This is a genomic window from Rickettsia rhipicephali str. 3-7-female6-CWPP (assembly GCF_000284075.1).
Classification (GTDB): Bacteria; Pseudomonadota; Alphaproteobacteria; order Rickettsiales; family Rickettsiaceae; genus Rickettsia; species Rickettsia rickettsii.
On record NC_017042.1, the window covers coordinates 1,003,030 to 1,027,589 of the forward strand.

Here is a 24,560-nt window from a genome sequence, read left to right on the forward strand (position 1 = left end):
GTTGTATGGCCTCTTGTTATCCCGTGGCTTGACCACGGGATCCACTAAAGTTCTTAGGCTGTACTTATGGAGCCCGTGGTCAAGCCACGGGATGACATTGGAAAGAATCATAGACTATGTCTTCAATCGATAAAAAAGAATTAGAAAAATTTGAGAAAATGTCTCATAATTGGTGGAATAAGGACGGAGAATTCGGTATCTTACACCGAATAAACCCTATTCGCCTTGAATATATAATAGAGAAAATAACTACGCATTACAATAGACACCTTTCCAAACTCGCTTATAGAGAGGAATTTGTAGGAAACACGCAGCACAGCACCGCAGCGTACATAGAAGTACGTGAGGATGCGAGCAGTGGATTGACGCATAAATTACCTCTAGAAGTAGAGTTTGAGAAGATGTCTAACGATATTTCTAAATTAGAAATATTAGACGTCGGTTGCGGTGGAGGGTTAATTGCAACGCCTTTAGCGGCTCAAGGTTTTAACGTTACAGCCATTGATGCACTGCAAAGTAATATTGAAACGGCAACTGCTTATGCTAAGGAAAACGGCATAAAGATAAATTATTTACAATCTACTATAGAAGAATTAGAAAGTGACAAGCTATATGATGTGGTAATTTGTCTTGAGGTTATTGAACATGTAGAAAACGTACAGCAATTTATACTAAATTTGGTGAAGCATATTAAGCCAAACGGTATGGCAATAATTTCCACGATTAACCGTACTAAAAAAGCTTATATACTTGGAATAATAGTTGCCGAATATATTTTAGGTTGGGTACCAAAAAACACTCATGATTATAGCAAATTCCTAAAACCGTTGGAAATTTACGAAATGCTTACGGATACCGAAATTGAAATTAAAGAGCTGAAAGGCTTGGTATATGATCCGGCTAAAAATGAGTGGAAATTAAGCGATGATATAGACGTAAATTATTTTATGTGTTTGGGGAGAAAGAGTATGTGTTATCCTAGCTAACTTGATCAGCCTTATTGCATGAATACCGTCGTCATTGCGAGCGACTGTAAGGAAACGTGGCAATGACGCAAAAACTGATCCATGCAACAAAGCCGACTTGATCGCGGGATCCAGTTAAATATACTAATATTATTAGTATATTTAGTTGTTTTCTGGATACCGTGGTCAAGCCACGGGATGACACAGTGCTTAGTATATATTTAAAAAAGATAATAAATGACTAATAACGTAATTACTAGATTTGCTCCGTCACCGTCGGGGTTTTTACATATAGGTTCGGCAAGAACCGCCCTTTTTAATTATTTGTTCGCAAGGCATCATAACGGTAAGTTCTTGCTTCGCATTGAAGACACGGATAAAGAAAGGTCAACTAAAGAAGCGGTAGAAACTATATTCTCAGGTCTAAAATGGCTAGGGCTTGATTGGAACGGTGAGGTTATATTCCAGTCTAAACGTAATAATCTTTACAAAGAAGCTGCACTAAAATTACTGCAAAACGGTAAAGCATATTATTGTTTTACTAGCCAAGAAGAAATAGAAAGACAGCGACAACAAGCTTTAGAAAATAAACAGCATTTTATTTTTAATAGCGAGTGGCGTGACAAAGATCCATCTATCTATCCTACTGATATTAAGCCGGTAATACGTTTAAAAACTCCAAGAGAGGGTAGCATAACAATTCATGACACCTTACAAGGTGAGGTAGTAATTGAAAACTCTCATATAGACGACATGGTACTATTAAGAGCAGACGGCACTGCTACTTACATGCTAGCCGTTGTAGTAGACGATCATGATATGGGTATAACTCATATTATTAGAGGTGACGATCATTTAACCAATGCAGCAAGGCAACTCGCTATTTATCAGGCTTTCGGATATGAAGTACCGAGCATGACTCATATACCGTTAATTCATGGAGCAGACGGAGCAAAATTATCCAAAAGGCATGGAGCATTAGGCGTTGAAACTTATAAGGATATGGGGTATTTACCGGAAAGTTTGTGTAATTATTTACTGCGTCTTGGATGGAGTCACGGCGATGATGAAATTATCTCAATGACTCAGGCTATAGACTGGTTTAATCTTGATTCACTCGGTAAATCACCTTCTAAGCTTGATTTTGCTAAGATGAATAGCCTTAACGCTCATTACTTAAGAATGCTTGACAATGATAGCTTAACTTCAAAGACTGTAGAGATATTGGAACAAAATTATAATAAACTTCTTCGGAAGCTCGCTTATAGGAAGGAATTTGAAGGAAACACGGAACGCAGCACCGCAGCGTATATAGACATACGTGAGGATGCGAGTACCGGATTGACGTACAAATTACCCCTAGCAGTAGAATTGCCGAAGAAGTTTAAGGTTAGTGAACAGGAAATAGGCTATATCAAACAAGCAATGCCAAGCTTATTAGTTAGAAGTGCAACATTACTAGAACTAACACGCCTTGCTCAAATTTATCTAGTAGATTCGCCTATCATCTACAACCAAGATGCAAAAGAAATTATAGAAAATTGCGATAAGAATTTAATCAAACAAGTTATAGAAAACTTAAGCGAACTTGAGCAGTTTGATAAGGAATCCGTACAGAATAAATTTAAAGAAATAGCAGCAGCAAACGACTTAAAGCTGAATGACATTATGAAACCGGTAAGAGCTTTAATAACAGGTATGACCGCATCACCTAGCGTATTTGAGATTGCAGAAATTTTAGGAAAAGAAAATATTTTAAAAAGGTTAAAAATTATATGAAAGATTGTATAAAAAAAATTGCTTTTGTTTTTAGTGGATTATTTATAATAACCGGCACTTTTGTTTTGTATAGCATAGGAAACGTCAATGCATCAACAGCACCAAAAAAGTACGGAGCTTGGACTTTAAATTGTACTCTTAATAATGAGAAAAAACAACTTTGCTTCTTATCACAACAAATTAATAATCTAGAGAAAGATAAAGAAAAGGAAATATTAGCCATTTATCACATAGGTTATTTCAATGGAGAGCAAGAAGAACAGGAATTAAAAATAATAGAAATAGTCCCGTCAAATGTTCAAATTCCGGCAGGTACAGTTATTAATAGCGGTGACAAACGAATAGCAGCCGGAAAATACGTAAATTGTACAGTAAACGGTTGTCAGGCTTTAGCTATTATTACAAAAGACGATCTAGACATGATTTTATCAAACGACAATTATATAGAACTAATTACCGCAGACGGCAAACAAGCTAAAATTTCATTTATAAAAGACGGCTTAAAGGAAGGCCTAAAAGCTTTGAGTAGATAGTAACGCAAGAATTTAAGCATTGTTGCGTGGATGCTAAACCGTCATTGCGAGCGACTGAAAGGAGCGTGGCAATCTCAAGATTTTGGTCCGAGATTGCTTTGTCAAAATTTTCAACTTTTCCTCGCAATGACGACTCGGGTATACGCACAACAAAGCTTTGAGTCGCTTAGCGCATAACCACTCGCTATTAAGTTGCTTTAAAGTTTAATTAAGCATCGTGATGATGGTGTCCATGTCCAGGGGCCCTTCACCGCCTAAACTTGCTTCATATTCAAGAACCCATGATTGATGAAATGCCATGCCGGTATCAGCGACTATCCATCTTTCTAAAAGAACGTGCAATCAATCCTGCTTCTCTTTCCGGAAGAATTATTGAGTGATCCGTAGAAGCAGGTAATGGATGGCTCCAAAATGGTTTTTCTTGGCTTATATTTTCACAACATGTCTTAAGCTCATTAAAAGTTAGTCTTTGAGAAAAGTCAGTAGGATGATCAGTGATCGCATATGTATAACTACGTGTTTTATGTGCCATGGTATAATCCCAATGTATATCAAACTTGTCACCGGCTTTTACTTTATGAACATGATGGTACTTGCTTCCATCTCTCCAATCAAATGTTTTGTCAGATGCAAATTGTCGCATTTCTGCATTAGTATAATTAACAGAATCTCTTGCATCTTCTTTTCCACCGCTAAGAAGATGTCCCTCTTTAATTGCCGGTGCACTTAGAGTATCATCAGGAAAGTCAACATCATCAGGAAAGGATTTTTTCCTCCTCCCATCTCATTTTTCTGTGAGCTATCCTTTAACAACCTTAATTCTTTGCAAACTCAAGCCATTGTCTTCGGTAAGGTTACTGCCCCATGATATGGGGTAACACCTAAGACATGCGAAAATTTCTTATCGTACTCTGCTTTATTAGAAGCTATTTTGTTATCAACTAGTTTTTTAGTCATAATTTATCTTTAATTTAAATTGTATTTCGATATATATAAAAATAGATTGAATAATAATCTATCTTTACAATTAACAATGCTTACTAAATTTTTAATATATTGCAAGAAGTTATAAACCACTAAAGTGAAAAAATATTTGAGAATAAATAAAAAAATGCTTTTCTTTTTATTAACTATTTTTATATTTTTACTTAAGATACTAGCTATTTTGAGGTTTGTGATTATAGTAAAAAATTAATTGATCGAATTAAATATTTGAATATTATAGTAGACTCACCTATAGATATAACAGAAATTGAAAAAGGTCTTTATTATACCCGTAAATATCATGCTTCTCAAATGCGTCAATCAGGTGATCCTTATTATTCTCATCCTATAGAAGTTGCAATCATGCTTACAGATTTTACAGCTCTTGAAGCGCCTAAACTTTACAAATCATATATGATAAATGTTGCCCTTCTTCATGATACTATAGAAGAGGATACAATACTTACACATGCTGATATTAGCAAAATTTTTGATAAGAATATTGCCGATAGCGTAGAACGTTTAACAAGAATTAAGCCGTACGGTAAAATTAGCTCCGGTGAAATGTTAACCCTTCAGAACAAAAAGAAATATTTCAAACAGTCGGTTTACGCAATTTCTTTTTTTAACTTCAAAATAATACAAAATAAAAAAATAAATTAAATTTGTGTCCAAGATAGAAGCCGTCTTTCATCTTGGATATTCATTATTTCAAACTTCTTCCTAAAGGAGTAGGCATATACTTTAGAAAAAAAAGAAGTGTATATATATCAGCTAAAAACTATTTTTATATTTCCAGTGTGCAGCTTCACCGCTCTCTGCATGATAATGCATCTTATGATCACGTATTTGTATCTCTATTTTATAATTATCCTCAGTTGTGATAATAGTATGCAAAGATTGATAGCCGTTTGGTTTAGGATTAAGAATATAATTTTTAAATTTATCCTTTTCATACTCATAAAGATCATGAACTACTTTTAAAGCTTTATAACATTTCTCTTCATCTATTACCACTATGCTTATCACAAAAATATCTGTTAATTCTTCTAACTTTATACCCTTACGATATAATTTATATAAAATTGATATTGGATGTTTGATCCTACCTGTTATTTGAGCAGCAATATCATGTTTAGATAAATTATGATTTAAATGTTTAATAACCCTTTGAAGCAAAACTACCTCTTTAATTTATACTAATTCAATTAATAGTTATACTTACGAATAACTAAATACCAATTAAAGCAATAAACTTGATTAAGTTTTATTAATATTTCTAATTAATTTGCTTAGTAAATATTAATAAAACCCAGCTTTAGTTGATATTAATAGGAAAAATTAAGCTTGTGGCAAGCTTTGCACCACTACCCTACCCTATTATTTTATCTTTTATCCTAAAGTCACATTATTTAGATTACTTTTAAAAGCTAATTTTTTAAGTTTTATATATAAAATTTAAATTATCTTATTTTAGTCTTTCTTAACTGTATACATTATAAGATTTTTTTAAAACCTTACTAATTTTAGTTAGCATAGTTTAACCGACCAAAAGCCAGGAACTATTACTAATTTTTTAAATTAAACGAATATATACATTATAGATTAACCTTGCCTATAGCTTCAACACAAAATCTATTCTTAATAATTAAAGCGTAAAACCGCTTTAAACCTTTTGATTATCCTATTATAAGGCTGTTAACAAAATAACTTTAATTGATAATTAAAGAGATTTTTACAGTAATAAATATCCTTATTTCAAAAAAATTTTATAATTTGCAGTTAATAAAGAATTGAATTAGCTTTAAAATTATTTTGTTAACAGCCCCTCATAGGATAAATACCAAAGGTTGAGCTGTTATAATTAATTAAAAAATATTTGCAATCATTTATATATTTTATTTTTTGAGAAAGAGTTTTATTAAAGAGTTTATTTTCAAATTAAGCAAAGAATCGCTTTAAAACCCATTTGTTGCATAAATCAGTTTTTCAGTGTCCCTTACTGCGACTTAATAATGTGTTGTACGGCACGTTGTTAAAATCGTCATTGCGGAGCAGGCATTGCCTGCGTGGACCAGTTTCTTAATTGTCATCCTGTAAGCTTGTAGCAGGATCCAGTTTAAAAATACTGATAATATTAGTATTTTTAGTTGCCGTGGTCAGTCAAGCCACGATATGACATTGAACAGGTTTTGCAGTCCACGCAACAATGCCTCCTTACAATGAGGGGAACGAGCAATACAACAAAACGGGTTTATTAGATCTATTGCATAACCTATCTTATAGAGAGATATAGACTTAGAAATCCATACCGCCCATGCCTCCCATACCGCCACGCATTGGCATTGGCTCTTCCTTATCAGAAGGTTCGTCAACAATTAAAGTTTCCGTGGTAATAATTAACGAAGCAACGGAAGCAGCATCTTGAAGTGCAGTACGCACTACTTTAGCCGGATCAATAATTCCTGCTTTAATCATATCGACATATTGCATATCTTGAGCATTAAAGCCATAATTTTTATCCTTATATTCTAGTAATTTACCAACTACTACGCCACCGTTTTCACCGGCATTTTCAACAATCTGTTTTAGCGGATCCTTTAAAGCTTCTATTACTATTTCAATACCTGCTTGTTGATCCTTATTCTCTACTTTAAGCTTTGTTAAAGGTTGTGATGCATGAAGTAATGTTACACCGCCACCGGCAACAACACCTTCCTCAACTGCCGCTCTTGTAGCAGCAAGTGCATCTTCAACACGATCTTTACGCTCTTTCACTTCAACTTCCGTAGCACCGCCAACCTTTAATACGGCAACACCGCCGGAAAGTTTAGCTAAACGCTCTTGTAGTTTTTCTTTATCATAATCAGAAGTAGTGTCAGCTATTTGAGATTTAATTTGTAATACTCTATCTTCAATATTTTTCTTATCACCGTTACCATCAACAATTACGGTATTTTCTTTAGAAATTGTTACTCTTTTTGCCGTCCCTAGACTCTTAATACTCACATTTTCAAGCTTCATACCTAAATCTTCAGTAATAAGCTCACCTTTAGTTAGGATAGCAATATCTTCCATCATTGCTTTTCTTCTATCGCCAAAACCGGGAGCTTTTACTGCCGCAACTTTTAAACCACCACGTAATCTATTGACTACAAGCGTTGCAAGAGCTTCGCCCTCAACATCCTCAGCAATAATTAATAGCGGGCGTTGTGATTGTACTACAGCCTCAAGTATAGGTAACATCGGTTGTAAATTTGATAATTTTTTCTCAAATAGTAAGATGAAAGGATTTTCAAGCTCAGCAACCATTTTCTCGGAATTCGTTACAAAATACGGTGATAGATAACCTCTATCAAACATCATACCTTTAACTACTTCAACATCGAAGCTAAAATTCTTTGCTTCTTCAACGGTTATCACGCCTTCTTTACCGACTTCCTCCATTGCCTTAGCAATTTTCTCACCGATTTCCTTATCACCGTTTGAAGAGATAGTACCGACTTGTGCGATTTCCTCTTGGCTATTGATTTTTTTACTGGATTTTTTAATTTCTTCTACTACTGCGTTTACCGCTAAATCCATACCACGCTTTAAATCCATAGGATTATAACCGGCAGCTACTAGCTTATTACCCTCACGAGCCAAAGCTCTAGCAAGGACCGTAGCTGTAGTAGTACCATCACCGGCTACTTCTGCAGCTTTTGTAGCAGCGGATTTTAATAGCTGAGCTCCTGCATTTCTAATTTTATCTTTTAACGCGATCGATTTTGCAACCGTCACACCGTCTTTGGTAATTTTCGGTGAACCGAATGATTGCTCGATAAGTACATTTCTGCCTTTTGGACCTAAAGTAACTTTTACTGCATCTGCAAGTATATCAATGCCTTCTAGCATTTGCTCACGAGCTTTTGAACCGTGTTTAATAAATTTTGTTGCCATATTTAATTTCTCCTTAAAACAAATTATTAATTAATAATACCAAGTACGTCGCTTTCTTTCATAACGATCAGTTTTGTGCCTTTAATTTCAATTTCGGTGCCTGCCCATTTACCGTATAAAACTTTATCGCCTACTTTTAGCTCTAAAGGATGAATTTCGCCTTTTTTATTACGAATACCGTTACCTACGGCTACTACTTCACCTTGCATCGGCTTTTCTTTTACAGTATCTGGAATAATAATTCCACCTTTAGTTTTTTCTTCTTGTTCGATAGGCTTTATTGCAATTCTATCATGTAATGGTTTAAAAGACATTTTAACCTCCAATTAATCTTTAAATGTACATACTATATATATTTTATTTTTGTTAGTTCAAGGGGCAAGAATAAAATTTTTTTATTAGAGGTCTATTCTTTCTCAAAATCCTCTAAACTAGTGCCGTGTTTAGTTTTACTCCATTTCAAATTCAAAGGGCAGAAAATTATTTCAAATACTGCTTTATATGAAGCTACAGTATGTAATATAAAATAACTAGCCTATAAGATCAAAGCTACTATATAGCCTGAAATTTTACTTTTCCGCTTTTTAAAGAATTTTTTAATATATACAGAGCTGTACCATATAGATATAAAAGCGAAAAAATACTATTATTAATAAGCCATAAATAATTAATTATAGAATTTTTATTTATAACAATAGAAAATATTATAAAGGGTAAACTCTAAAAATTATAAAAGTAATAACAATTTATGTAGATAAGCCGATGAAAATATAAATTGTGATTACTTGCAATAAAGTAAACTTTTGGCATTTATCTTTTTGTGCTTTAAATACCAAAAATGTTTGCAAAAAGCCTTGAATCCAACGTGATCTTTGATTTCGCCAATTACCTAAACTATTCGGAGCTTATTCTAGAGTATAGGCATCAAGAATAGCTACTTTATAGTTCTGTGAGTAAATTCTTATACCAAACTCGGCATCTTCTGTTACATTATAAGCATCCCATCCGCCAAGCTTAAATATATCCGTTTTAAAATGATTACTAGTACCCCCAAGAGGTGTAGGAAGTTTTAGCAAACTTAATCCTTTCAAGATATATTCAAACCATAAACTATATTCTATATTAAACATTTTGGTTAAAATATTCTCATTTTTATTATAAAAATTAAGCTTAGCTTAAAGACAAGCATATTCTAGAGGCAAGTTTTTCAACATTGCTAGAGCTTTAAGTAGCTGTTCAGGTTTATCTTCAGCATCATATACTACTAGATACTCGCCACGTGAATATTCTAGAGCATAATTAAGGGCTTTCGGCTTTAGTTCTTGGTAGACTTTTCGGAACAGATATAACATGAAAATAAGACGGTAAATTATATAACACTATTTCTTTAATCATTAGATAATCGTCATCTTCGATAATAATTTTAACGCCTAACTTATCTTTTGGATCATTAATTAATGAAATATTTTTAATTATTGACCTTAACTTACTTAATTCTTTATATAACAGTACTAAAACTGTATAAACCGGTAAAGCTTTCTCCTCATTTTGAAAAATTTGTGATTCCAGCGAATGATTTTTAGTACTCCTTGTTTTGTGAAGCGATTCCACCTCTGTCATCCCGCGACTTGATCGCGGGATCCAGTTAAAAATACTAATATTAGTATTTTTAATTATTTTCTGGATACCGTAGTCAAACCACGGTATGACACCGAATACGCTTTTCAATCCATGCAACCCTACCGAAGGCGATTCTCTTACTGCCCTTATAAATAACAGAGCTTTTAAAATATTTTGCAAACAATAGCTTATATTATTAGCAACATGAAATAAAACCGGCAGATAAATCAATGTGGCTATAAACGAAAAATATTATTATTGGTATAATTAATATTCTTAGCAATAATCGGGCCGACTTTAAATTCAAGAGCATATTTTGCTTTGATACTAGTTAAATGGGCGAAATTTTTTTCTAATAATCTATAAAAACAATATTTTTAGATCATTTATAGCAGTTATTGTATTACCTGAACATCTTCATATATACAATAACCATTCACTACATAGGCTTGTATATAAGAATAATGATAAATTTTAATATAAGAAATATTGCTTATTAGCGGCAATATTCTATTTTCATATAATATATCAATCATTATCTCATTATCGATAATTGCTTCTTCGATCATAGCTTTTAAACTAGTAGCTTGTTTTTTACCTAATAAGTTTTTATCTCTAATTATCTGTAATATTATATCTTCATTTATACATCTAACCATGCTGAAAAACTTATACCTGATATTTTATATTTCTTATTTGAAAGACTGCGATCCCAAAAATAACCGATTTGAGCAGTTAACAAGTTTCTATTCTCTTTACCAATCTTTACCAAAATTAATTATCTTTGCAATTCCTAGCTGCTCATAAACTGAACTATCATATACATAGCCGTAATTTTGCCGAGTATGGTATTTTGTAAAACTTGTAAGCATTATGCCGTTTTTAAATTTAATCCCTTCACAAGTAGAAAAATTATAATACATCTTCTTAGAACCAATATTAATTGAATGTCCAAAGCTAAATATATTTTGATTAAAAATAGTAACAGGGCGGATATTTTTAGACATTCCAATTAGTAAAGATATCTCGCCTAAAAAATCTTCTTTAAGTTTTTTACTCTTACTCATTAAAATTTGAGGCTGAGCCAAAATAACAAAATCTTTATCTTCAAATAGCTTCAATTTATAGTAAATAGAAGCATCCGTGCTTATGTTTTTTTCATTCAAAAATTTATCTTCTTTGTACAAAAAATGTATTCCAATATTTTGATTATCGGTAATACCGTATTCTACAGTACTACTTACAAAGTGCTCATATTGATCAGAGGATAATTCTACTATCTTCTGCTCTAATCTTTTTATTTGTCGTAAGATTTTTGCATGAAGACTCAGCTGATCGCTTACTTTTTAAGGTATTCCCATAGATAAGCTACTCTTTCTCTTATGTATAAAACGGATTCTTCTCTTTGCTTTTTCTCGTTTTTTGATATCTTATTAACTTTATTACCCCCTACAATATATCTATATCTTCCCTGCTCTAACAACCATGCCGAAGCATGTACCTTATTAATATCAAAAATAATTATAAGGCATACTATAGACAATAATATAATCTTAATACCATAGTCGCTTAAATTTAAAAAACACACTATAATGGCAATTATAAATTGAGTAAAGAGCTAGGTTAAAAAAATTTTTAATTGAAGTAGTATATGGAATATTGTAGTAATGATTTTATAACTTAAAATTCATTCAAAGAGGAAAATATGAACGATCCAAAATATAGAACTATTACTTTTACCGAAGAAAGTAGAACAGCCAATATTAATATACCCCCCGATAAAATAACAATTGGAGCTAATCAGCGTGTTACGTTTAAAAGCCTAGACAATGTTGCGGAATTAATCTTAGGGCCACATAGTAGTGTTAAAGTAACAAATCTTAATCATAAGGTATTTATAAATAATACCAATCGAGATAAGATAATTATATTATCAGGTGAACATATTGCTTTTGATGATAATCTATACGCTTAATAAATACGTTATTCTCGTGGAAGATTGGTTGCGTGGATACATGCACCGTCATTGCGAGGAGCAAAACGATGCGGCAATCCAGAGAAATAATAAAAAAATGCTATAAATTAGCATTTTTTGCAATGACAGGAAAACTGATCCACTTAGCAACTTTCTAAGACTCAAGCAGTACCTGATTTTGTAGTTTAAATAATTCCGCAGCTCCGCCTTTAGCAAGTTTTAACATTGCTAAAAACTGCCCTTCGGAAAAAGGATTTTTCTCTGCCGTGCCTTGTACTTCGATTAAATTACCGTTACCTGCAAACACAAAATTGCTATCCACGTCCGCATCACTATCTTCTAAATAATCCAAATCTAGTATCGCCTCACCTTTATATATACCGCAAGAAATAGCTGCAATTTGACTAATTAACGGGTTCACCTTTAAAACTCTCTTTTTCATCAAGGACCTAATAGCTAGGTGCAATGCTACGTAGCTCCCTGTTATTGCTGCAGTTCTAGTACCACCGTCAGCATTAATAACATCACAATCTATGATAATTTGCCTCTCACCGAGTTTCTTCACATCAATTACACATCGCATCGCCCTACCTATTAAACGCTGTATCTCTTGCGTTCTTCCACCTTGTTTTCCGAGTGCCGCTTCTCTTTTAATACGCTGTGATGTAGAACCGGGAAGCATACCGTACTCGGCAGTAATCCAGCCTTGATTTTGTCCCCTCAAGAATGGCGGTACGGTAGTTTCACAAGTAGCACTACACATGACATGTGTATTACCTATTTTAATAAGACATGAACCTTCCGCATTAATAAGCGGGGATAATTCTAATGAAATAGGACGTAATTGGTTGCTTTTTCTTCCTGACTGTCTCATAATACAATTTGTACTCCATAAGTAAAAATAAATAGTAGACGAAATTTAATGTGGAAAAGAGTAAGGTATTTCATATTTTTTGACCGCAGCAGCGTACATACTAGTACGCGAGGATAAAAAAATACGAAACAACGACGCCAATTTTTCAAATTAAACGAGTATACCATTGAAAAAATTTTTATTATATCTATATATATCTCAAAAAAGAACATAAATATAAAGTAAATAATATGATAGACGATAATATAGAAAATGATGAACAAACGATAACTGATATTGCTGAAGAGATAGTTGAAACGACAAATCCGGAGATAACAGCGTTAAAAGCCGAGATTGAAGAGCTAAAAGATAAGCTAATAAGAACTACTGCCGAAATAGACAATACAAGAAAGCGTTTAGAAAAAGCACGTGACGAAGCAAAAGATTATGCAATTGCTACATTTGCTAAAGAACTACTAAATGTTAGTGATAATCTTTCAAGAGCATTAGCACATAAACCGGCAAATTCTGATGTAGAAGTCACAAATATTATTGCAGGCGTTCAGATGACTAAAGACGAGCTAGACAAAATCTTTCATAAACATCATATTGAAGAAATAAAGCCGGAAATAGGATCAATGTTCAACTATAATTTACATAATGCAATTGCGCAGGTAGAACATCCTGATCATGCACCGAATAGTATTATTACTTTAATGCAATCAGGATATAAAATTAGAGATAGACTACTTCGTCCTGCTACCGTACAAGTAGTTAAAAAACCTTAATACTCGATGAACTTCAAAAATTGGCGTCGTCGTTTTACAAGAGCTTCGGTTCTCACGTATTAAGTATACGCTCCGCTCCTCGCCTTGTAAACTCCTTGCTCTTTTTGAAGTTGATCTTCATGTAGAAAATGGGAAAAATAATATGAATAGAACCGTTATATTTTGGCTAGTTTTTTTAGGGTTTTTTATAAGCGGTTTTATGCTAATGTCAGACGCAGTAAAACCATTTTTTATCGCATTTATACTATCTTACTTACTACAACCTGCTATAGGTTTTATCGCATCAAAATTTAAAATATCAAATAAATTTGCATCAAGCATAATTTATCTGATATTTTTGAGCATATTTTTCTTAAGCTTAACTATTCTAGTGCCGATAATTTATGGACAAATTTTTACTTTTATAAATAATATTCCAAAATATAACAATTATTTACAGGCAGAAATATTACCGCCTATAATGGCAAAAATTTATTCGATAGAACCTGATATTGCCGATAAAATCAAGAATTCTTTAAGCAATTTTATAAATAGTATATTTACTATACTTGGCAGTATTGCTAATAATTTTTGGCGTTATACTATTATAACTATTAACATATTTGTTTTATTTTTACTTATACCTATAATATTATTCTATTTCCTACGTGATTGGGCTAAAATTATTGCAAACATGCAATCATTATTACCTATAAAAACCCGACCGAAAATCCTTAAAATATTATCGGCAATTAATAATCTGTTATCTGCTTACATAAGAGGACAGCTAAATATTTGCTTATTATTATCTATTTATTATAGTATTGCATTTACCGTAATAGGTATTGATCTCGCTCTTTTACTTGGCATTTTAACAGGATTTTTAGTTATTATTCCTTTCCTTGGTACTTTTATATCGTTTCTTTTAACTCTAATTATCGGCTATTTAACTTTTGGTGTAACTACCAAATTACTATATATAATGATAATTTATCTAGTTGGAAATATTTGCGAGTCTTATATTTTCACCCCTAAAATTATCGGTGATAAAATAGGGTTGCATCCTCTTTGGATTATATTCTCAATTTTTGCCTGCGGCAGTTTATTTGGCATTATTGGAATATTTTTTGCTATACCGATTGCAGGGATTACAAAAATTTTACTTTTGAATCTAATTAAATTTTATAAATCTAGCAAATTCTATCGAATAGACGGCTAAAAAATTCTTATAACAGTGGTGCAGCAATATATATTTCGTTTTACTACTTCTAATAAATATCATCCTGATGAATTTATTGTTTCTAGTTCTAACGATCAAGCTTATAATATTATAAAAAATTGGCAGTGCGGCTTTGGCGTTAACCCTTATAAATTTACTTTATTAATTAAAGGACCTTCTTCGTCAGGCAAAACTTATTTAACCAAAATATGGCAAAATTTAAGCAATGCCTATATTATTAAAGATATTTTTTTTAATGAAGAAATTTTAGAAAAATATAATGCTTTCATCATTGAAGATATTGAAAACTGGCAAGAGCCGACATTACTTCATATATTTAATATTATTAACGAAAAACAAAAATATCTTTTACTTACCGCATCTGATAAAAGCAGAAATTTTACTTTACCCGATTTATCTTCACGGATTAAATCAGTACTTAGTATGCTATTAAACTCACCTGACGATGAATTAATCAAAATTCTAATATTTAAGCATTTTGCTATTTCTTCGGTAACAATATCCGGACAAATAATAGATTTTCTTTTAGTAAATTTGCCTAGGGAATATTCTAAAATTATAGAAATATTAGACAATATTAACTATTGTGCTTTAATTTCCAAAAGAAAAATAACAACTTCATTAGTCAAAGAAGTTTTAAATAAGTATAATCATACAACATTGTAACTTTTTCCTTGACTTGAAATCTTCTCAATATAACCTTTCTATAAATTAACTTTTTAGAAAAAATTGTGTTGGGATACGAAAAAAAACAAAAAAGTTTAAACAGAGAACAAAAACGGGCTATAGGCTTACTATCTATAGGTACTTTTTTAGAATATTTTGATCTTATACTATATGTTCATATGGCAGTACTTTTAAATGATTTATTTTTTCCTCAGTATGATCCTTTTGTTAATTCACTTCTTAATGCTTTTGCGTTTTGTTCTACTTATCATTTTTAGACCGGTATAGGGGCTATAATATTTGGTTGGATTGTGACAATATAGGCAGAAAAGCAACTGTTATTATCACCACAGCTATTATGGCAATTACCTGCATTATTACAGCGACTCTTTCTCCTTACTCAGAACTAGGTATAACTGCTACTATAGTTATAACATTATGTAGAGTTGCTCAAGGGATCTCATCAATGGGCGAGATTATGGGGGCTCAAATTTACTTAACCGAAATCACAAAACCTCCTACTCAATATTCAAGCTTGGCTATGATTGTCACAGCATCTACTATAGGAGGCGTTGAAGCACTCGGTATAGCATCTATAGTTACCAGCTATAGTTTAGTTGGCGTATAGCCTTTTGGATGGGAGCAATTATTGCCGTGATTGGACTAACTGCACGAACTACTTTACGGAAAACTCCTGTATTTGCAGATGCAAAACACCAACTTCAAGAAAGCTTAGCTGATGCTATTGAAAAAGGAGATGTAAATATTAAAAAACCATTTTCTGCTACAAGAAAAGGTCAAGAAAAAAACCTGCTTGGCTTATTTTTTAATTGAATGTGTGCATGGCCTGTATCATTTTATTTTACCTACTCACATTGTAGTAATATAGTAAAAAATACCTTTGGTTACACCAGTAAACAGATCATACATAATAATCATACATAATAATTTTATTGTCTCAAGGTAGTAAATTTAGGTTCATATATAATATGAACTTATCTATGCTATAAAATATATCCATTAATTCTTATAAAATTTAGGTTATTAATATTTTGGTTATTTGCTTTATATATCCTTATTTATTATCAACTGTAGCCAGTCCTTTTGCAGTTCTTTTTATACAATCATTTTTTATTATCTTTAGACCTGATGCTTTTCCTGCTGTACCTATATATATATATATATATATATATAAAACATTTTCCAATTTTTAAACGTTTTACCTACCTATCCAAGTTGGTTATTTGCTTTATCACAAGCCTTAATGTATATTATTACCTCTTTTGGACTAGTTTTTTTAGTTAAATATTTTGATAATTGGGGAGTATTGTTTATATTAATTACAGTAAGTATAGGTTTTACATAGGGAATATTATATTGTGAAAAGCTGGATAAAGTAGTTGAAAGTTATCTTCAAACTTCGTTAGTGACCGTTCCAGTTGATAATCTTTAGGATATAGATACTGATAGCATAAAAATAAGAGCCTTTCTTTTATTACTGGAATTTTAAAGTATGCAGCTATAGGTAATGAATTTACAAAATTTATTAAAGTCTCTTCAATAATTTTTTTAGCTTTCTCAGGTGATTTAGCTCCTAAAGTCTGTATATTGTGGACTCTATCAAAAAGTTTTATAAATGCCGTATTATATCTTTTCTGTTTAATTAATAGATTTAAGCTTTCTTCAGCAGTGATTTTCCCGTAAAGTTTAATTCTAGTTAGGCCTTCTACATGTTGCGCTACCTCTGCTCCAAAAAGGCCGTTAATCATTTCTTCAGTTAATTCTGTATCCTCAATAGGATAGTGAAGTAGAGCAGCATTTATCATATTAGAAGTAAAAAGCTTAGGAACTTCTTCAGCTACAAACTCTGCAAGTATAATCGTCACCTCAATCGGATGGGAGTAATAAGGATCACCTGATTGACGCATTTGAGAACCGTGATATTTAATTTACGAGCGTAGTAAATGCCTTTTTTAACCTCCTCTATATCAATAGGATTTTTTACTTTAGTGTTTAAATTTTCTAGTTTATCAAGTAATTTTTTAGCGTCAACGTATACTTCAAACTTTCTTTCCCAGAGCCTATATTCTCCATAAAAGTTATTTTTTATTTTTTGTTAATAATAGTTGATTACAATTAAAGCAAAAATTAAAAAATGTAATAATATTTTAATATTAGCAACCTTCGGTTATTTTGTATTTTAACAACTATCATTTTACTTTATTGGCTGCTTTAACTGCCAATTCCTCGTGCAATTTATACTTTGCTATTTTTTTTGAAAATCTAGTCAAAATAACAGCAACAGTAATAAATAATGCGGAAAAGAATTACAGTAGAATTCAGAAAGGTTCTCCGACAAGATAAATTTAAAGGCGAGCGAGCTAGGCGTATATTAATATGTGAGCAAAGGCGATAGTACAAAATTCGCTTGTATCAAGCTTTATGAATTATGCTGTATATGAAAGATTCTAAAAACTCGTATGGATCAGAAAAATTATTCAGTGTCATACCATGGCTTGTTGACCACGATATAGCATTATTAAGCGGATCGATTCCGCCCATATCATCCTAGTTCACTTGACCGCAGGTTCCAAAAACAATAGCCAAGTAATGTAATATTATAATAAAATACGTAACTATGACTAAAGCGAGATAAAAAAGATATAAACTGTTATACCGGGAGTTGTTCCCGGTATCCAGAAAACCTTAAAAAGTTTTGGATCCCGTGGTCAAGCCACGGGATGACAAATTAATAGCATACCATTTTTATTTAACCCTAGCTATATCAATCTCTAAATAGACAATCTCTTCTCGTTTTCTTCTTGTCAACGAATTGTAAACTTTATTAGACTACTTCAGAAATAAGGATTGAGAGAGGAATTTGAAAGAGACACTTCACGTTGAACCGGAGCGTACGTACATACTACTAGTATGTGAGGATGAGTGGTAAGGATCGACGTACAAATTACCTCTAGAAGTAGAGTTTCCGAAGAGGTCTATTGTATGACACTGAACGTGTTTCCTGATTTACACAATAAAAAACTATAACTATAAAGAACCTGGGAATTTAGAAAAAGTACTAAAAAATGCTAAAATTTAGTATTTTTGTACTGGATTATTTCGTCAATTACTTTGTAATTTTCTTGCAATGGCATTAAAATTATTAACTAATATATACTTAGTTAGGAATGCCATTTCACAAAGATACTGTTTTTCTTGATAGGTTTAACTATTGTAACATTTAAAACTGAAAAGCTTGAGTTTAAGCTTCATTCATTGTTTGATATTTTCGTTGAAATACTAAAAACTTTTGATTGGTGGGCGATGACGGACTCGAACCGCCGACACTCTCGGTGTAAACGAGATACTCTACCAGCTGAGCTAATCGCCCATATTTTTTATTAATTAGTAAAATAAATAATTTAGCAAAATTTTACTAGTTTTTGCTTTTAAATTACTATAAAGTGTTATTTACTTTCGTTTAAACTTTTTATTTGCCTTGATAATCTGCTGATTTTTCTTGAGGCGGTATTTAATTTAATTATATTTTTTTTCACACCTTGCATTATCTTAGACTGAGCAACAGATAAAGCTAAGTTAGCATTTTCTTTATTACCAAGACTGATTTCATGCACAACTTTCTTTATAAAAGTTTTTATTGCACTAGATCGTTTTTTATTGATTAGAGTTCTTTTTACTGTTTGTCTAGCAGTTTTTTTTGCTGAAGAATGATTAGCCATCACCGAGTCCCTTATATCTTAATTTTTAATTTCTTTATTAGCATATTGCTGTATATTTCCTTTAGCATTAATATCTCTATCTACAAATTCAATATATGCTATCGGTGCTAAATCACCATAACGGAATCCGGCTTTTATTATTCTAGTATAACCGCCAGGTCTATCTTTATATCTGGTACCTAAAATATTTATAAGCTTTTCTACTGCTTTTTTATCTTTTATTTTTGATAAAACGCTTCTTCTTGCCGTTAAATCAGCTTTTTTAGCTTTAGTAATTAGAGTTTCAATGTAAGGTCTTAATTCCTTAGCTTTTGGTAAAGTAGTTTTAATTTGTTCATGGGTTACAAGTGCTACAACCATATTAGCGAGCATTGCTTGCCTATGACTACTTGTTACATTTAACTTTCTGCCTTTAATTTTATGTCGCATTTTTTAGTCCTTAATTATAAGAATCTTCATAACGTTTAGATAATTCCTGAATATTTTCCGGTGGCCAATCCGGTACATCCATACCGAATCTTAAATTAAATTTTGCCAATATTTCTTTAATCTCATTTAAAGATTTTCTACCGAAATTTGGAGTTCTCAGCATATCGGATTCCGTTCTTTTTACTAGATCCCCTATATATATTATATTATCATTTTTCAAACAATTTGCCGATCTAACCGATAATTCCAATTCATCGACTCTCTTAAGTAAATAAGGTGAAAATGGTAAAGCATCAGTTTTAACTTGCTTATCTTCTTCCTGTTCTTCAAAAGAAATAAATAATTGTAATTGCTCCTGTAAAATACGTGCAGCTAAACCTACAGCCATTTCAGGTAATAAATCACCGTTAGTTTCTACAAACATAATTAATTTATCATAATCGGTAACCTGACCTACCCTAGTATTTTCTACCTTATAAGTAACGCTCTTTACCGGATTAAATAAAGCATCTATAGCTATTTCACCAATAGGTAAATTATCCTCATAACTATTTGTGCTAAGTACATATCCTTTACCAACCTTGCAAGTTAATGCCATTTCAAGCTGCTTGTCCTTAGCTAGATCACAAATTACATGATCCGGATTCAGTATTTCTACATCATGACCTGTTTCAATCATACCGGCCGTTACAACACAAGGTCCTGTTACCTTTAATTTCATGATACGTTTTTCTGCAACATGCATTTTTATTTCAATACCTTTAATGTTTAAAATCACTTCCGATACATCTTCTTTTACACCGGGTATAGAAGAAAATTCATGTTCTATAGCAGGGATCTTTATAGAAGTGATAGCTGCTCCTTGTAAAGAAGAAAGTAATACTCTTCTCATAGCATTACCGAGTGTTAAACCAAAACCTCTTTCTAAAGGTTCAACTACAATTTTAGCTTTATTATTGGTTTCTGGAAAATTTTCATAAGCGACTTTATTCGGCTTTATTAAAGTATTCCAATTTTTACTTAACGATAACATTTAATACCTATGATTCTCTTATACTCTTCTTCTTTTTGGCGGTCTTACTCCATTATGAGCAATTGACGATACATCTACAATTGATGTAACCACAAAATTTTGTCCGAATAAAGCTCTCATTGCTGATTCACGCTGAGCCCCCGGTCCTCCAATCCTAATAGAGATAGTTTTTAGACCATATTCTTTTGCTTTTTCCGATGCTCTATCAATTGTTACTTGAGCTGCATAAGGTGTTGCTTTTCTTGCCCCTTTAAACCCATTACCTCCTGCCGATGCAGAAGAAATAGTATTACCTTGGATATCAGTAAATGTTACTATAGTATTATTAAATGATGCTCGGATATGCACAACACCAAGAGTGATAGTTTTTTTCTTTTTCTTAACTTTAACCGTTTGATTCATTATTTATACTCTATACTTAAACTATTATTTTACAGCTTTTTTCTTTCCGGCTATCGCAATAGCTTTACCTTTTCTAGTTCGAGCATTAGAATGCGTGTTCTGTCCCCTCACCGGCAACTTACGTATATGTCTAAGTCCTTGATAACATCTTATATCTTTCTTTTTCTTAATATTAAGCGTAACTTCTCGTCTTAAATCCCCCTCAACTTTATGCTCACTTTCAATAATATTACGTAAGCTTATTAACTCTTGATCTGTCAGTTCTTTCACTTTTTTATCTTTCGATATTTTTGCTTTATTACAGATCTCTGCTGCCATAGTAGGCCCAAGACCGTAAATGTAAGTTAAACTCACAACTAAACGTTTATTATCAGGAATATTAACACTTGCAATTCTTGCCACAAATAATCTCCAAAATTTTACTGGTAACTAGAAAATAATATAAAAAAATCTTTGATAAAGTCAATTTATTTTTAGTATTTTCTGTATATCAATTTCTATTTCTTGTTCATTTTTACTTCCATTAACTATATAAAAATTACCACTATTTTTATAATAATCTATTAACGGATATGTTTCTGTTTTATATACTTCAATTCTTTTTTTTATTACTTCTTCATTATCGTCTTTTCTATAATCAAATGTACTTGAACCGCAAACATCACATACATTATCAGTTTTAGTCTGCAAGAAGTAACTATTATATATTTTACCGCAATTTTTACAACTATATCTTCCTAAAATTCTTTTAATTAATAATTCATCTGAAACATCCAAATATATTATTTTAATTTTTTCTTTAATAAATGCTTCAAAAAATTTCGTTTGCTCTAAATTACGCGGATATCCATCTAATATGTAGCCGTTTTTATATTCAGAGGATAATAAAAAATTTTTGATTACTTGATTAACTATTTCATTAGGGATAAGCTCCCCTTGCTTAACATAATTATTAATTAACTCTGCTTCACTAGTTGATGTTTTAATAATTGTTCTAAATATATCACCGATTGCTATATGTGGTAAATCAATTTTTTTAGCTATCTTTTTTCCTTGTGTTCCCTTGCCCGCTCCTGGAGGACCTAAAAAAATTACTATCACTATTTAAGCTCATTTTTAATTTTTTAATTTTACTTTCTTCATTAAACCTTCATACTTACTACTAAATAAGTAAGTTTGAATCTGAGTCATAGTATCAAGTACCACGTTCACTACAATTAAAAAACTCGTACCTCCTAAAGAAAGAGAGATTACATATTTATTCATTAATAGCTCCGGAATTACACATATTACACTTAAATATATCCCACCTATAACCGTAAGCCTTGTAAGTATATAATCAAAATAATCAGACGTATTTTTTCCCGGTCTTTTACCTGGAATATAAGCACCGTATTTTCTTAAATTATTAGCAGTTTCTTCAGAATTAAATACTATTGCAGTATAAAAAAAACTAAAAAACATAATTAATGCTACATATAATAAAATATATACGGGTTTTCCATGCCCTAAGTAATAAGTAAGCATTCCCATAGTTTCTGAATTACTATTAGAAAAATTAGCAAGCGTAGCAGGAAATAGTAAAATTGAACTAGCAAATATTGGCGGTATTACACCAGAAGTATTTAACTTGAGAGGCATATGGGTTGCTTCGCCTCCATAAATTTTATTTCCTACTTGTCTTTTAGGATACTGCACCAATAATTTTCTTTGGGCTTTTTCAAAAAATATAATTATAGCTATTAATACAACTACTCCAATACAAACAGCTATCGCTATTAAAGGCGATAATGCTCCTTTTCTTGATAATTCAAACATACTAATAATAGCACTAGGTACTCCCGAAATTATACCTATAAATATAATTAAAGACGTACCATTACCTATTCCGCGTTGTGTAATTTGTTCTCCTAACCACATTAATAACATCGTGCCTACAACCAAAGTAATTACGGTTGTAACTCTAAAGAAAAAACCCGCTAAAATTACTACAGGACCGGTATTTGTTACAATCGACTCTAAACTTAGAGCAACTCCATAAGCCTGAAAAGAAGCAAGCAGAACCGTTAAATATCTCGATAGCTGATTTACTTTTCTTTTGCCGACTTCCCCTTCTTTTTTTAAATTTTCCAAAGGTTTATATGCAACTGACATTAATTGGATAATAATTGAGGCGGTAATATACGGCATAATTGCTAAAGCAAAAATGGACATTCTACCTAGCGATCCTCCGGATAGCATATTAAACATTCCGAGTATTCCGGATTGATTCTTTGCAGCCACACTACTTAAAGCAATTGAATCTATACCAGGTATAGGTATAAAAGACCCAAATCTACATACTATAAGAATGAGAATAGTAAAAACAATGCGACTAACTAAATCATTACCGGATTTTTTAGAAAAATTCTGCCCCATATACTATAATAATTTTCCACCTGCTTTCTCGATTAAATCCTTAGCTTTAGAAGAATAAGCATCTAATTTTAATGATAGAGGCGAAGTGAAATCATCACTACAAATAGATAATAATTTCACTAATTTCTTATTATTTTTATTATTAACTACTCCGGCTTCTACCAATTTTTCTTTCGTAATAGTATCATCAGCACTTAAACGCCCATCGGCTAATGCTTCTTCAATATTATAAATATTTATTATATTGTATTTTTTAGTTGAAATACAATTAAACCCTCTTTTAGGTAGTCTTTTGATCATAGGTGTTTGACCACCTTCAAAACCTTTTATTGCAACGCCGGATCTAGATTTTTGACCTTTAATTCCTCTACCGCCGGTTTTTCCTTTACCACTACCAATACCGCGTGCTATTCTTTTCTTATTTTTTTTAGCACCTATATTATTATATAATTCATTTAATTTCATTTAAAAGCTCTAATTACATATTTTCTATTTTTATTTCAACCATCCCTTTGATTGAATTAGTATTTGCAAGAATAACGCTCTTATTAATTTTGTTTAAACCAAGCCCAACTAATATCAATCTTTGATCATACTTACGACCTATAGCACTTTGAACTTGAGTAATTTTTATATTATTGATCTTATTATTCATAACTGCACCTTACTTACGCAACATTATTCATTAACTTGAATGTCAGAAGATTTTACAAATATTTCATTTACTTTTTTATCTCTTCTCATAGCAATAGATTTTGGTGATGCAAGTTTATTTAATGCATCAAATGTTGCAGAAATCATTGCGTAAACATTCGTTGAACCTATTGATTTAGCAACAATATCATGAACGCCTAAAGAGTCAAAAATTGCTCTCATAGATCCTCCGGCTATAATGCCTGTACCTGCTTTAGCTCTTCTTAAAATCACTTTAGCAGCTCCACTTTTACCGACAACGTCATGGTGAATAGTCCTATTTTGATATAACGGCACTTTCATCATTCTCTTTTTAGCGGCTTGTTTTGCCTTTCTTCGAGCTTCATTTACTTCTTTAGCTTTTCCGTGTCCCGCTCCGACTCTGCCGACTTTATCACCGACAACTACATAAGCAGAAAAAGCAAATCTTCTACCGCCTTTTACTACTTTTGTAACTCTATTTACATCAACTAAAACTTCACTTAAAGTCTCGTCATTTTTTTTAACTTTAGACATTACTA

At 31.8% G+C, this 24,560-nt stretch carries 31 protein-coding genes, 1 tRNA gene and 2 pseudogenes; 11 read left to right on the forward strand and 23 right to left on the reverse strand.

Going from position 1 to position 24,560, the window contains the following annotated elements; genetic code table 11:
• The first annotated feature begins 116 nt into the window (after positions 1–116).
• The 3 genes from ubiG to MCC_RS05475 all read left to right on the forward strand — a co-directional run bounded on the left by ubiG (position 117) and on the right by MCC_RS05475 (position 3,277).
• The gene (gene ubiG / locus MCC_RS05465) at positions 117–986 is read left to right on the forward strand and encodes a bifunctional 2-polyprenyl-6-hydroxyphenol methylase/3-demethylubiquinol 3-O-methyltransferase UbiG (RefSeq protein WP_014408886.1); all 870 of its coding nucleotides are present in this window, start codon (positions 117–119) and stop codon (positions 984–986) included.
• Positions 987–1,202: 216 nt separating this feature from the next.
• Entirely contained in the window at positions 1,203–2,744 is a 1,542-nt protein-coding gene (gltX, locus tag MCC_RS05470; protein WP_014408887.1) for a glutamate--tRNA ligase, read from the forward strand.
• The gene (locus tag MCC_RS05475; protein WP_012153014.1) at positions 2,741–3,277 is read left to right on the forward strand and encodes an invasion associated locus B family protein; all 537 of its coding nucleotides are present in this window, start codon (positions 2,741–2,743) and stop codon (positions 3,275–3,277) included. Before gltX ends, MCC_RS05475 begins: the two co-directional genes overlap by 4 nt.
• Before the next feature lie 307 nt (positions 3,278–3,584).
• On the opposite strand, the gene MCC_RS05480 is transcribed toward MCC_RS05475, so the two are convergent.
• Positions 3,585–3,992 carry a lytic polysaccharide monooxygenase gene (locus tag MCC_RS05480; protein ID WP_082623603.1) on the reverse strand — a complete coding sequence of 136 codons (408 nt, stop codon included), beginning with the start codon at positions 3,990–3,992 and terminating at the stop codon, positions 3,585–3,587.
• Between the two features lie 116 nt (positions 3,993–4,108).
• A complete protein-coding gene (locus MCC_RS10940; RefSeq protein ID WP_269208674.1) occupies positions 4,109–4,234 on the reverse strand; it encodes a hypothetical protein in 126 nt (41 codons plus the stop codon).
• A gap of 237 nt (positions 4,235–4,471) precedes the next feature.
• Here MCC_RS10940 and MCC_RS05485 point away from each other — a divergent pair.
• Positions 4,472–4,837: pseudogene (locus MCC_RS05485) on the forward strand (HD domain-containing protein); the annotation flags it as partial.
• Between the two features lie 198 nt (positions 4,838–5,035).
• Here the strand turns inward: MCC_RS05485 and MCC_RS05490 are convergent.
• From MCC_RS05490 to MCC_RS05520, 8 genes and pseudogenes are all read right to left on the reverse strand, one after another.
• Entirely contained in the window at positions 5,036–5,440 is a 405-nt protein-coding gene (locus tag MCC_RS05490) for a bifunctional (p)ppGpp synthetase/guanosine-3',5'-bis(diphosphate) 3'-pyrophosphohydrolase (RefSeq protein ID WP_014408890.1), read from the reverse strand.
• 1,119 nt (positions 5,441–6,559) lie between these two features.
• Positions 6,560–8,203 (reverse strand): chaperonin GroEL, encoded by a 1,644-nt coding sequence (gene groL, locus MCC_RS05495; protein WP_014408891.1) that lies wholly within the window; start codon positions 8,201–8,203, stop codon positions 6,560–6,562.
• A gap of 26 nt (positions 8,204–8,229) precedes the next feature.
• Positions 8,230–8,517: a co-chaperone GroES gene (locus MCC_RS05500; RefSeq protein ID WP_014408892.1), complete on the reverse strand. Its 288-nt coding sequence runs from the start codon at positions 8,515–8,517 to the stop codon at positions 8,230–8,232.
• Between the two features lie 591 nt (positions 8,518–9,108).
• A complete protein-coding gene (locus MCC_RS09620) occupies positions 9,109–9,333 on the reverse strand; it encodes a glycosyltransferase family protein (protein WP_196792951.1) in 225 nt (74 codons plus the stop codon).
• 169 nt (positions 9,334–9,502) lie between these two features.
• Positions 9,503–10,003 carry a glycosyltransferase family protein gene (locus tag MCC_RS11620; protein WP_231288675.1) on the reverse strand — a complete coding sequence of 167 codons (501 nt, stop codon included), beginning with the start codon at positions 10,001–10,003 and terminating at the stop codon, positions 9,503–9,505.
• Positions 10,004–10,218: 215 nt separating this feature from the next.
• Positions 10,219–10,482, reverse strand: a complete 264-nt coding sequence (locus MCC_RS09105; RefSeq protein WP_155813867.1) for a hypothetical protein — start codon at positions 10,480–10,482, stop codon at positions 10,219–10,221.
• A pseudogene (locus MCC_RS05515) lies at positions 10,467–11,010 on the reverse strand (hypothetical protein). The gene MCC_RS09105 and the pseudogene MCC_RS05515 overlap by 16 nt, the downstream one beginning before the upstream one ends.
• Positions 11,011–11,162: 152 nt before the next feature.
• A complete protein-coding gene (locus tag MCC_RS05520) occupies positions 11,163–11,366 on the reverse strand; it encodes a hypothetical protein (RefSeq protein WP_231288676.1) in 204 nt (67 codons plus the stop codon).
• A 162-nt stretch (positions 11,367–11,528) separates the two neighbouring features.
• Here MCC_RS05520 and MCC_RS05525 point away from each other — a divergent pair, with 162 nt between their 5' ends.
• Positions 11,529–11,798, forward strand: a complete 270-nt coding sequence (locus tag MCC_RS05525; RefSeq protein ID WP_014408895.1) for a hypothetical protein — start codon at positions 11,529–11,531, stop codon at positions 11,796–11,798.
• A 154-nt stretch (positions 11,799–11,952) separates the two neighbouring features.
• Here the strand turns inward: MCC_RS05525 and rph are convergent, their stop codons facing one another.
• On the reverse strand, positions 11,953–12,672 hold the full coding sequence (gene rph, locus MCC_RS05530) for a ribonuclease PH (protein ID WP_014408896.1): 720 nt from the start codon (positions 12,670–12,672) through the stop codon (positions 11,953–11,955).
• 230 nt (positions 12,673–12,902) lie between these two features.
• Here rph and grpE point away from each other — a divergent pair, with 230 nt between their 5' ends.
• From grpE to MCC_RS09635, 6 genes are all read left to right on the forward strand, one after another.
• Positions 12,903–13,439, forward strand: a complete 537-nt coding sequence (gene grpE, locus MCC_RS05535) for a nucleotide exchange factor GrpE (protein ID WP_014408897.1) — start codon at positions 12,903–12,905, stop codon at positions 13,437–13,439.
• 142 nt (positions 13,440–13,581) lie between these two features.
• Positions 13,582–14,637: an AI-2E family transporter gene (locus MCC_RS05540; protein WP_014408898.1), complete on the forward strand. Its 1,056-nt coding sequence runs from the start codon at positions 13,582–13,584 to the stop codon at positions 14,635–14,637.
• Between the two features lie 18 nt (positions 14,638–14,655).
• Positions 14,656–15,324, forward strand: a complete 669-nt coding sequence (locus MCC_RS05545) for an HdaA/DnaA family protein (protein WP_014408899.1) — start codon at positions 14,656–14,658, stop codon at positions 15,322–15,324.
• A gap of 65 nt (positions 15,325–15,389) precedes the next feature.
• Positions 15,390–15,602 (forward strand): hypothetical protein, encoded by a 213-nt coding sequence (locus tag MCC_RS10595; protein WP_041405437.1) that lies wholly within the window; start codon positions 15,390–15,392, stop codon positions 15,600–15,602.
• A 26-nt stretch (positions 15,603–15,628) separates the two neighbouring features.
• Positions 15,629–15,952 carry an MFS transporter gene (locus MCC_RS10600; RefSeq protein WP_014408901.1) on the forward strand — a complete coding sequence of 108 codons (324 nt, stop codon included), beginning with the start codon at positions 15,629–15,631 and terminating at the stop codon, positions 15,950–15,952.
• Between the two features lie 8 nt (positions 15,953–15,960).
• Positions 15,961–16,158, forward strand: a complete 198-nt coding sequence (locus MCC_RS09635) for a hypothetical protein (protein WP_014408902.1) — start codon at positions 15,961–15,963, stop codon at positions 16,156–16,158.
• A gap of 524 nt (positions 16,159–16,682) precedes the next feature.
• On the opposite strand, the gene MCC_RS05565 is transcribed toward MCC_RS09635, so the two are convergent.
• The 12 genes from MCC_RS05565 to rpsE all read right to left on the reverse strand — a co-directional run bounded on the left by MCC_RS05565 (position 16,683) and on the right by rpsE (position 24,555).
• Complete coding sequence (locus MCC_RS05565) at positions 16,683–17,252, reverse strand: HD domain-containing protein (protein WP_014408903.1); 570 nt, start codon at positions 17,250–17,252, stop codon at positions 16,683–16,685.
• A gap of 1,387 nt (positions 17,253–18,639) precedes the next feature.
• Positions 18,640–18,715, reverse strand: a tRNA-Val gene (locus MCC_RS05570).
• 76 nt (positions 18,716–18,791) lie between these two features.
• On the reverse strand, positions 18,792–19,064 hold the full coding sequence (gene rpsT / locus MCC_RS05575) for a 30S ribosomal protein S20 (protein WP_014408904.1): 273 nt from the start codon (positions 19,062–19,064) through the stop codon (positions 18,792–18,794).
• Positions 19,065–19,082: 18 nt separating this feature from the next.
• The gene (rplQ, locus tag MCC_RS05580; protein ID WP_014408905.1) at positions 19,083–19,493 is read right to left on the reverse strand and encodes a 50S ribosomal protein L17; all 411 of its coding nucleotides are present in this window, start codon (positions 19,491–19,493) and stop codon (positions 19,083–19,085) included.
• A 10-nt stretch (positions 19,494–19,503) separates the two neighbouring features.
• Complete coding sequence (locus tag MCC_RS05585; protein WP_014408906.1) at positions 19,504–20,526, reverse strand: DNA-directed RNA polymerase subunit alpha; 1,023 nt, start codon at positions 20,524–20,526, stop codon at positions 19,504–19,506.
• 18 nt (positions 20,527–20,544) lie between these two features.
• Positions 20,545–20,928 carry a 30S ribosomal protein S11 gene (gene rpsK / locus MCC_RS05590; protein ID WP_014365555.1) on the reverse strand — a complete coding sequence of 128 codons (384 nt, stop codon included), beginning with the start codon at positions 20,926–20,928 and terminating at the stop codon, positions 20,545–20,547.
• Positions 20,929–20,952: 24 nt separating this feature from the next.
• Positions 20,953–21,330, reverse strand: coding sequence for a 30S ribosomal protein S13 (gene rpsM / locus MCC_RS05595; RefSeq protein ID WP_014408907.1), 378 nt, complete (start codon positions 21,328–21,330; stop codon positions 20,953–20,955).
• 60 nt (positions 21,331–21,390) lie between these two features.
• A complete protein-coding gene (locus MCC_RS05600) occupies positions 21,391–22,029 on the reverse strand; it encodes an adenylate kinase (RefSeq protein WP_014408908.1) in 639 nt (212 codons plus the stop codon).
• Positions 22,030–22,044: 15 nt separating this feature from the next.
• Positions 22,045–23,346, reverse strand: coding sequence for a preprotein translocase subunit SecY (secY, locus tag MCC_RS05605; protein WP_014408909.1), 1,302 nt, complete (start codon positions 23,344–23,346; stop codon positions 22,045–22,047).
• Positions 23,347–23,349: 3 nt separating this feature from the next.
• Positions 23,350–23,811 carry a 50S ribosomal protein L15 gene (rplO, locus tag MCC_RS05610; RefSeq protein WP_014365551.1) on the reverse strand — a complete coding sequence of 154 codons (462 nt, stop codon included), beginning with the start codon at positions 23,809–23,811 and terminating at the stop codon, positions 23,350–23,352.
• Positions 23,812–23,824: 13 nt separating this feature from the next.
• A complete protein-coding gene (gene rpmD, locus MCC_RS05615) occupies positions 23,825–24,001 on the reverse strand; it encodes a 50S ribosomal protein L30 (RefSeq protein ID WP_014408910.1) in 177 nt (58 codons plus the stop codon).
• A 23-nt stretch (positions 24,002–24,024) separates the two neighbouring features.
• Positions 24,025–24,555, reverse strand: coding sequence for a 30S ribosomal protein S5 (gene rpsE, locus MCC_RS05620; RefSeq protein WP_014408911.1), 531 nt, complete (start codon positions 24,553–24,555; stop codon positions 24,025–24,027).
• Between the last annotated feature and the right edge of the window lie 5 nt (positions 24,556–24,560).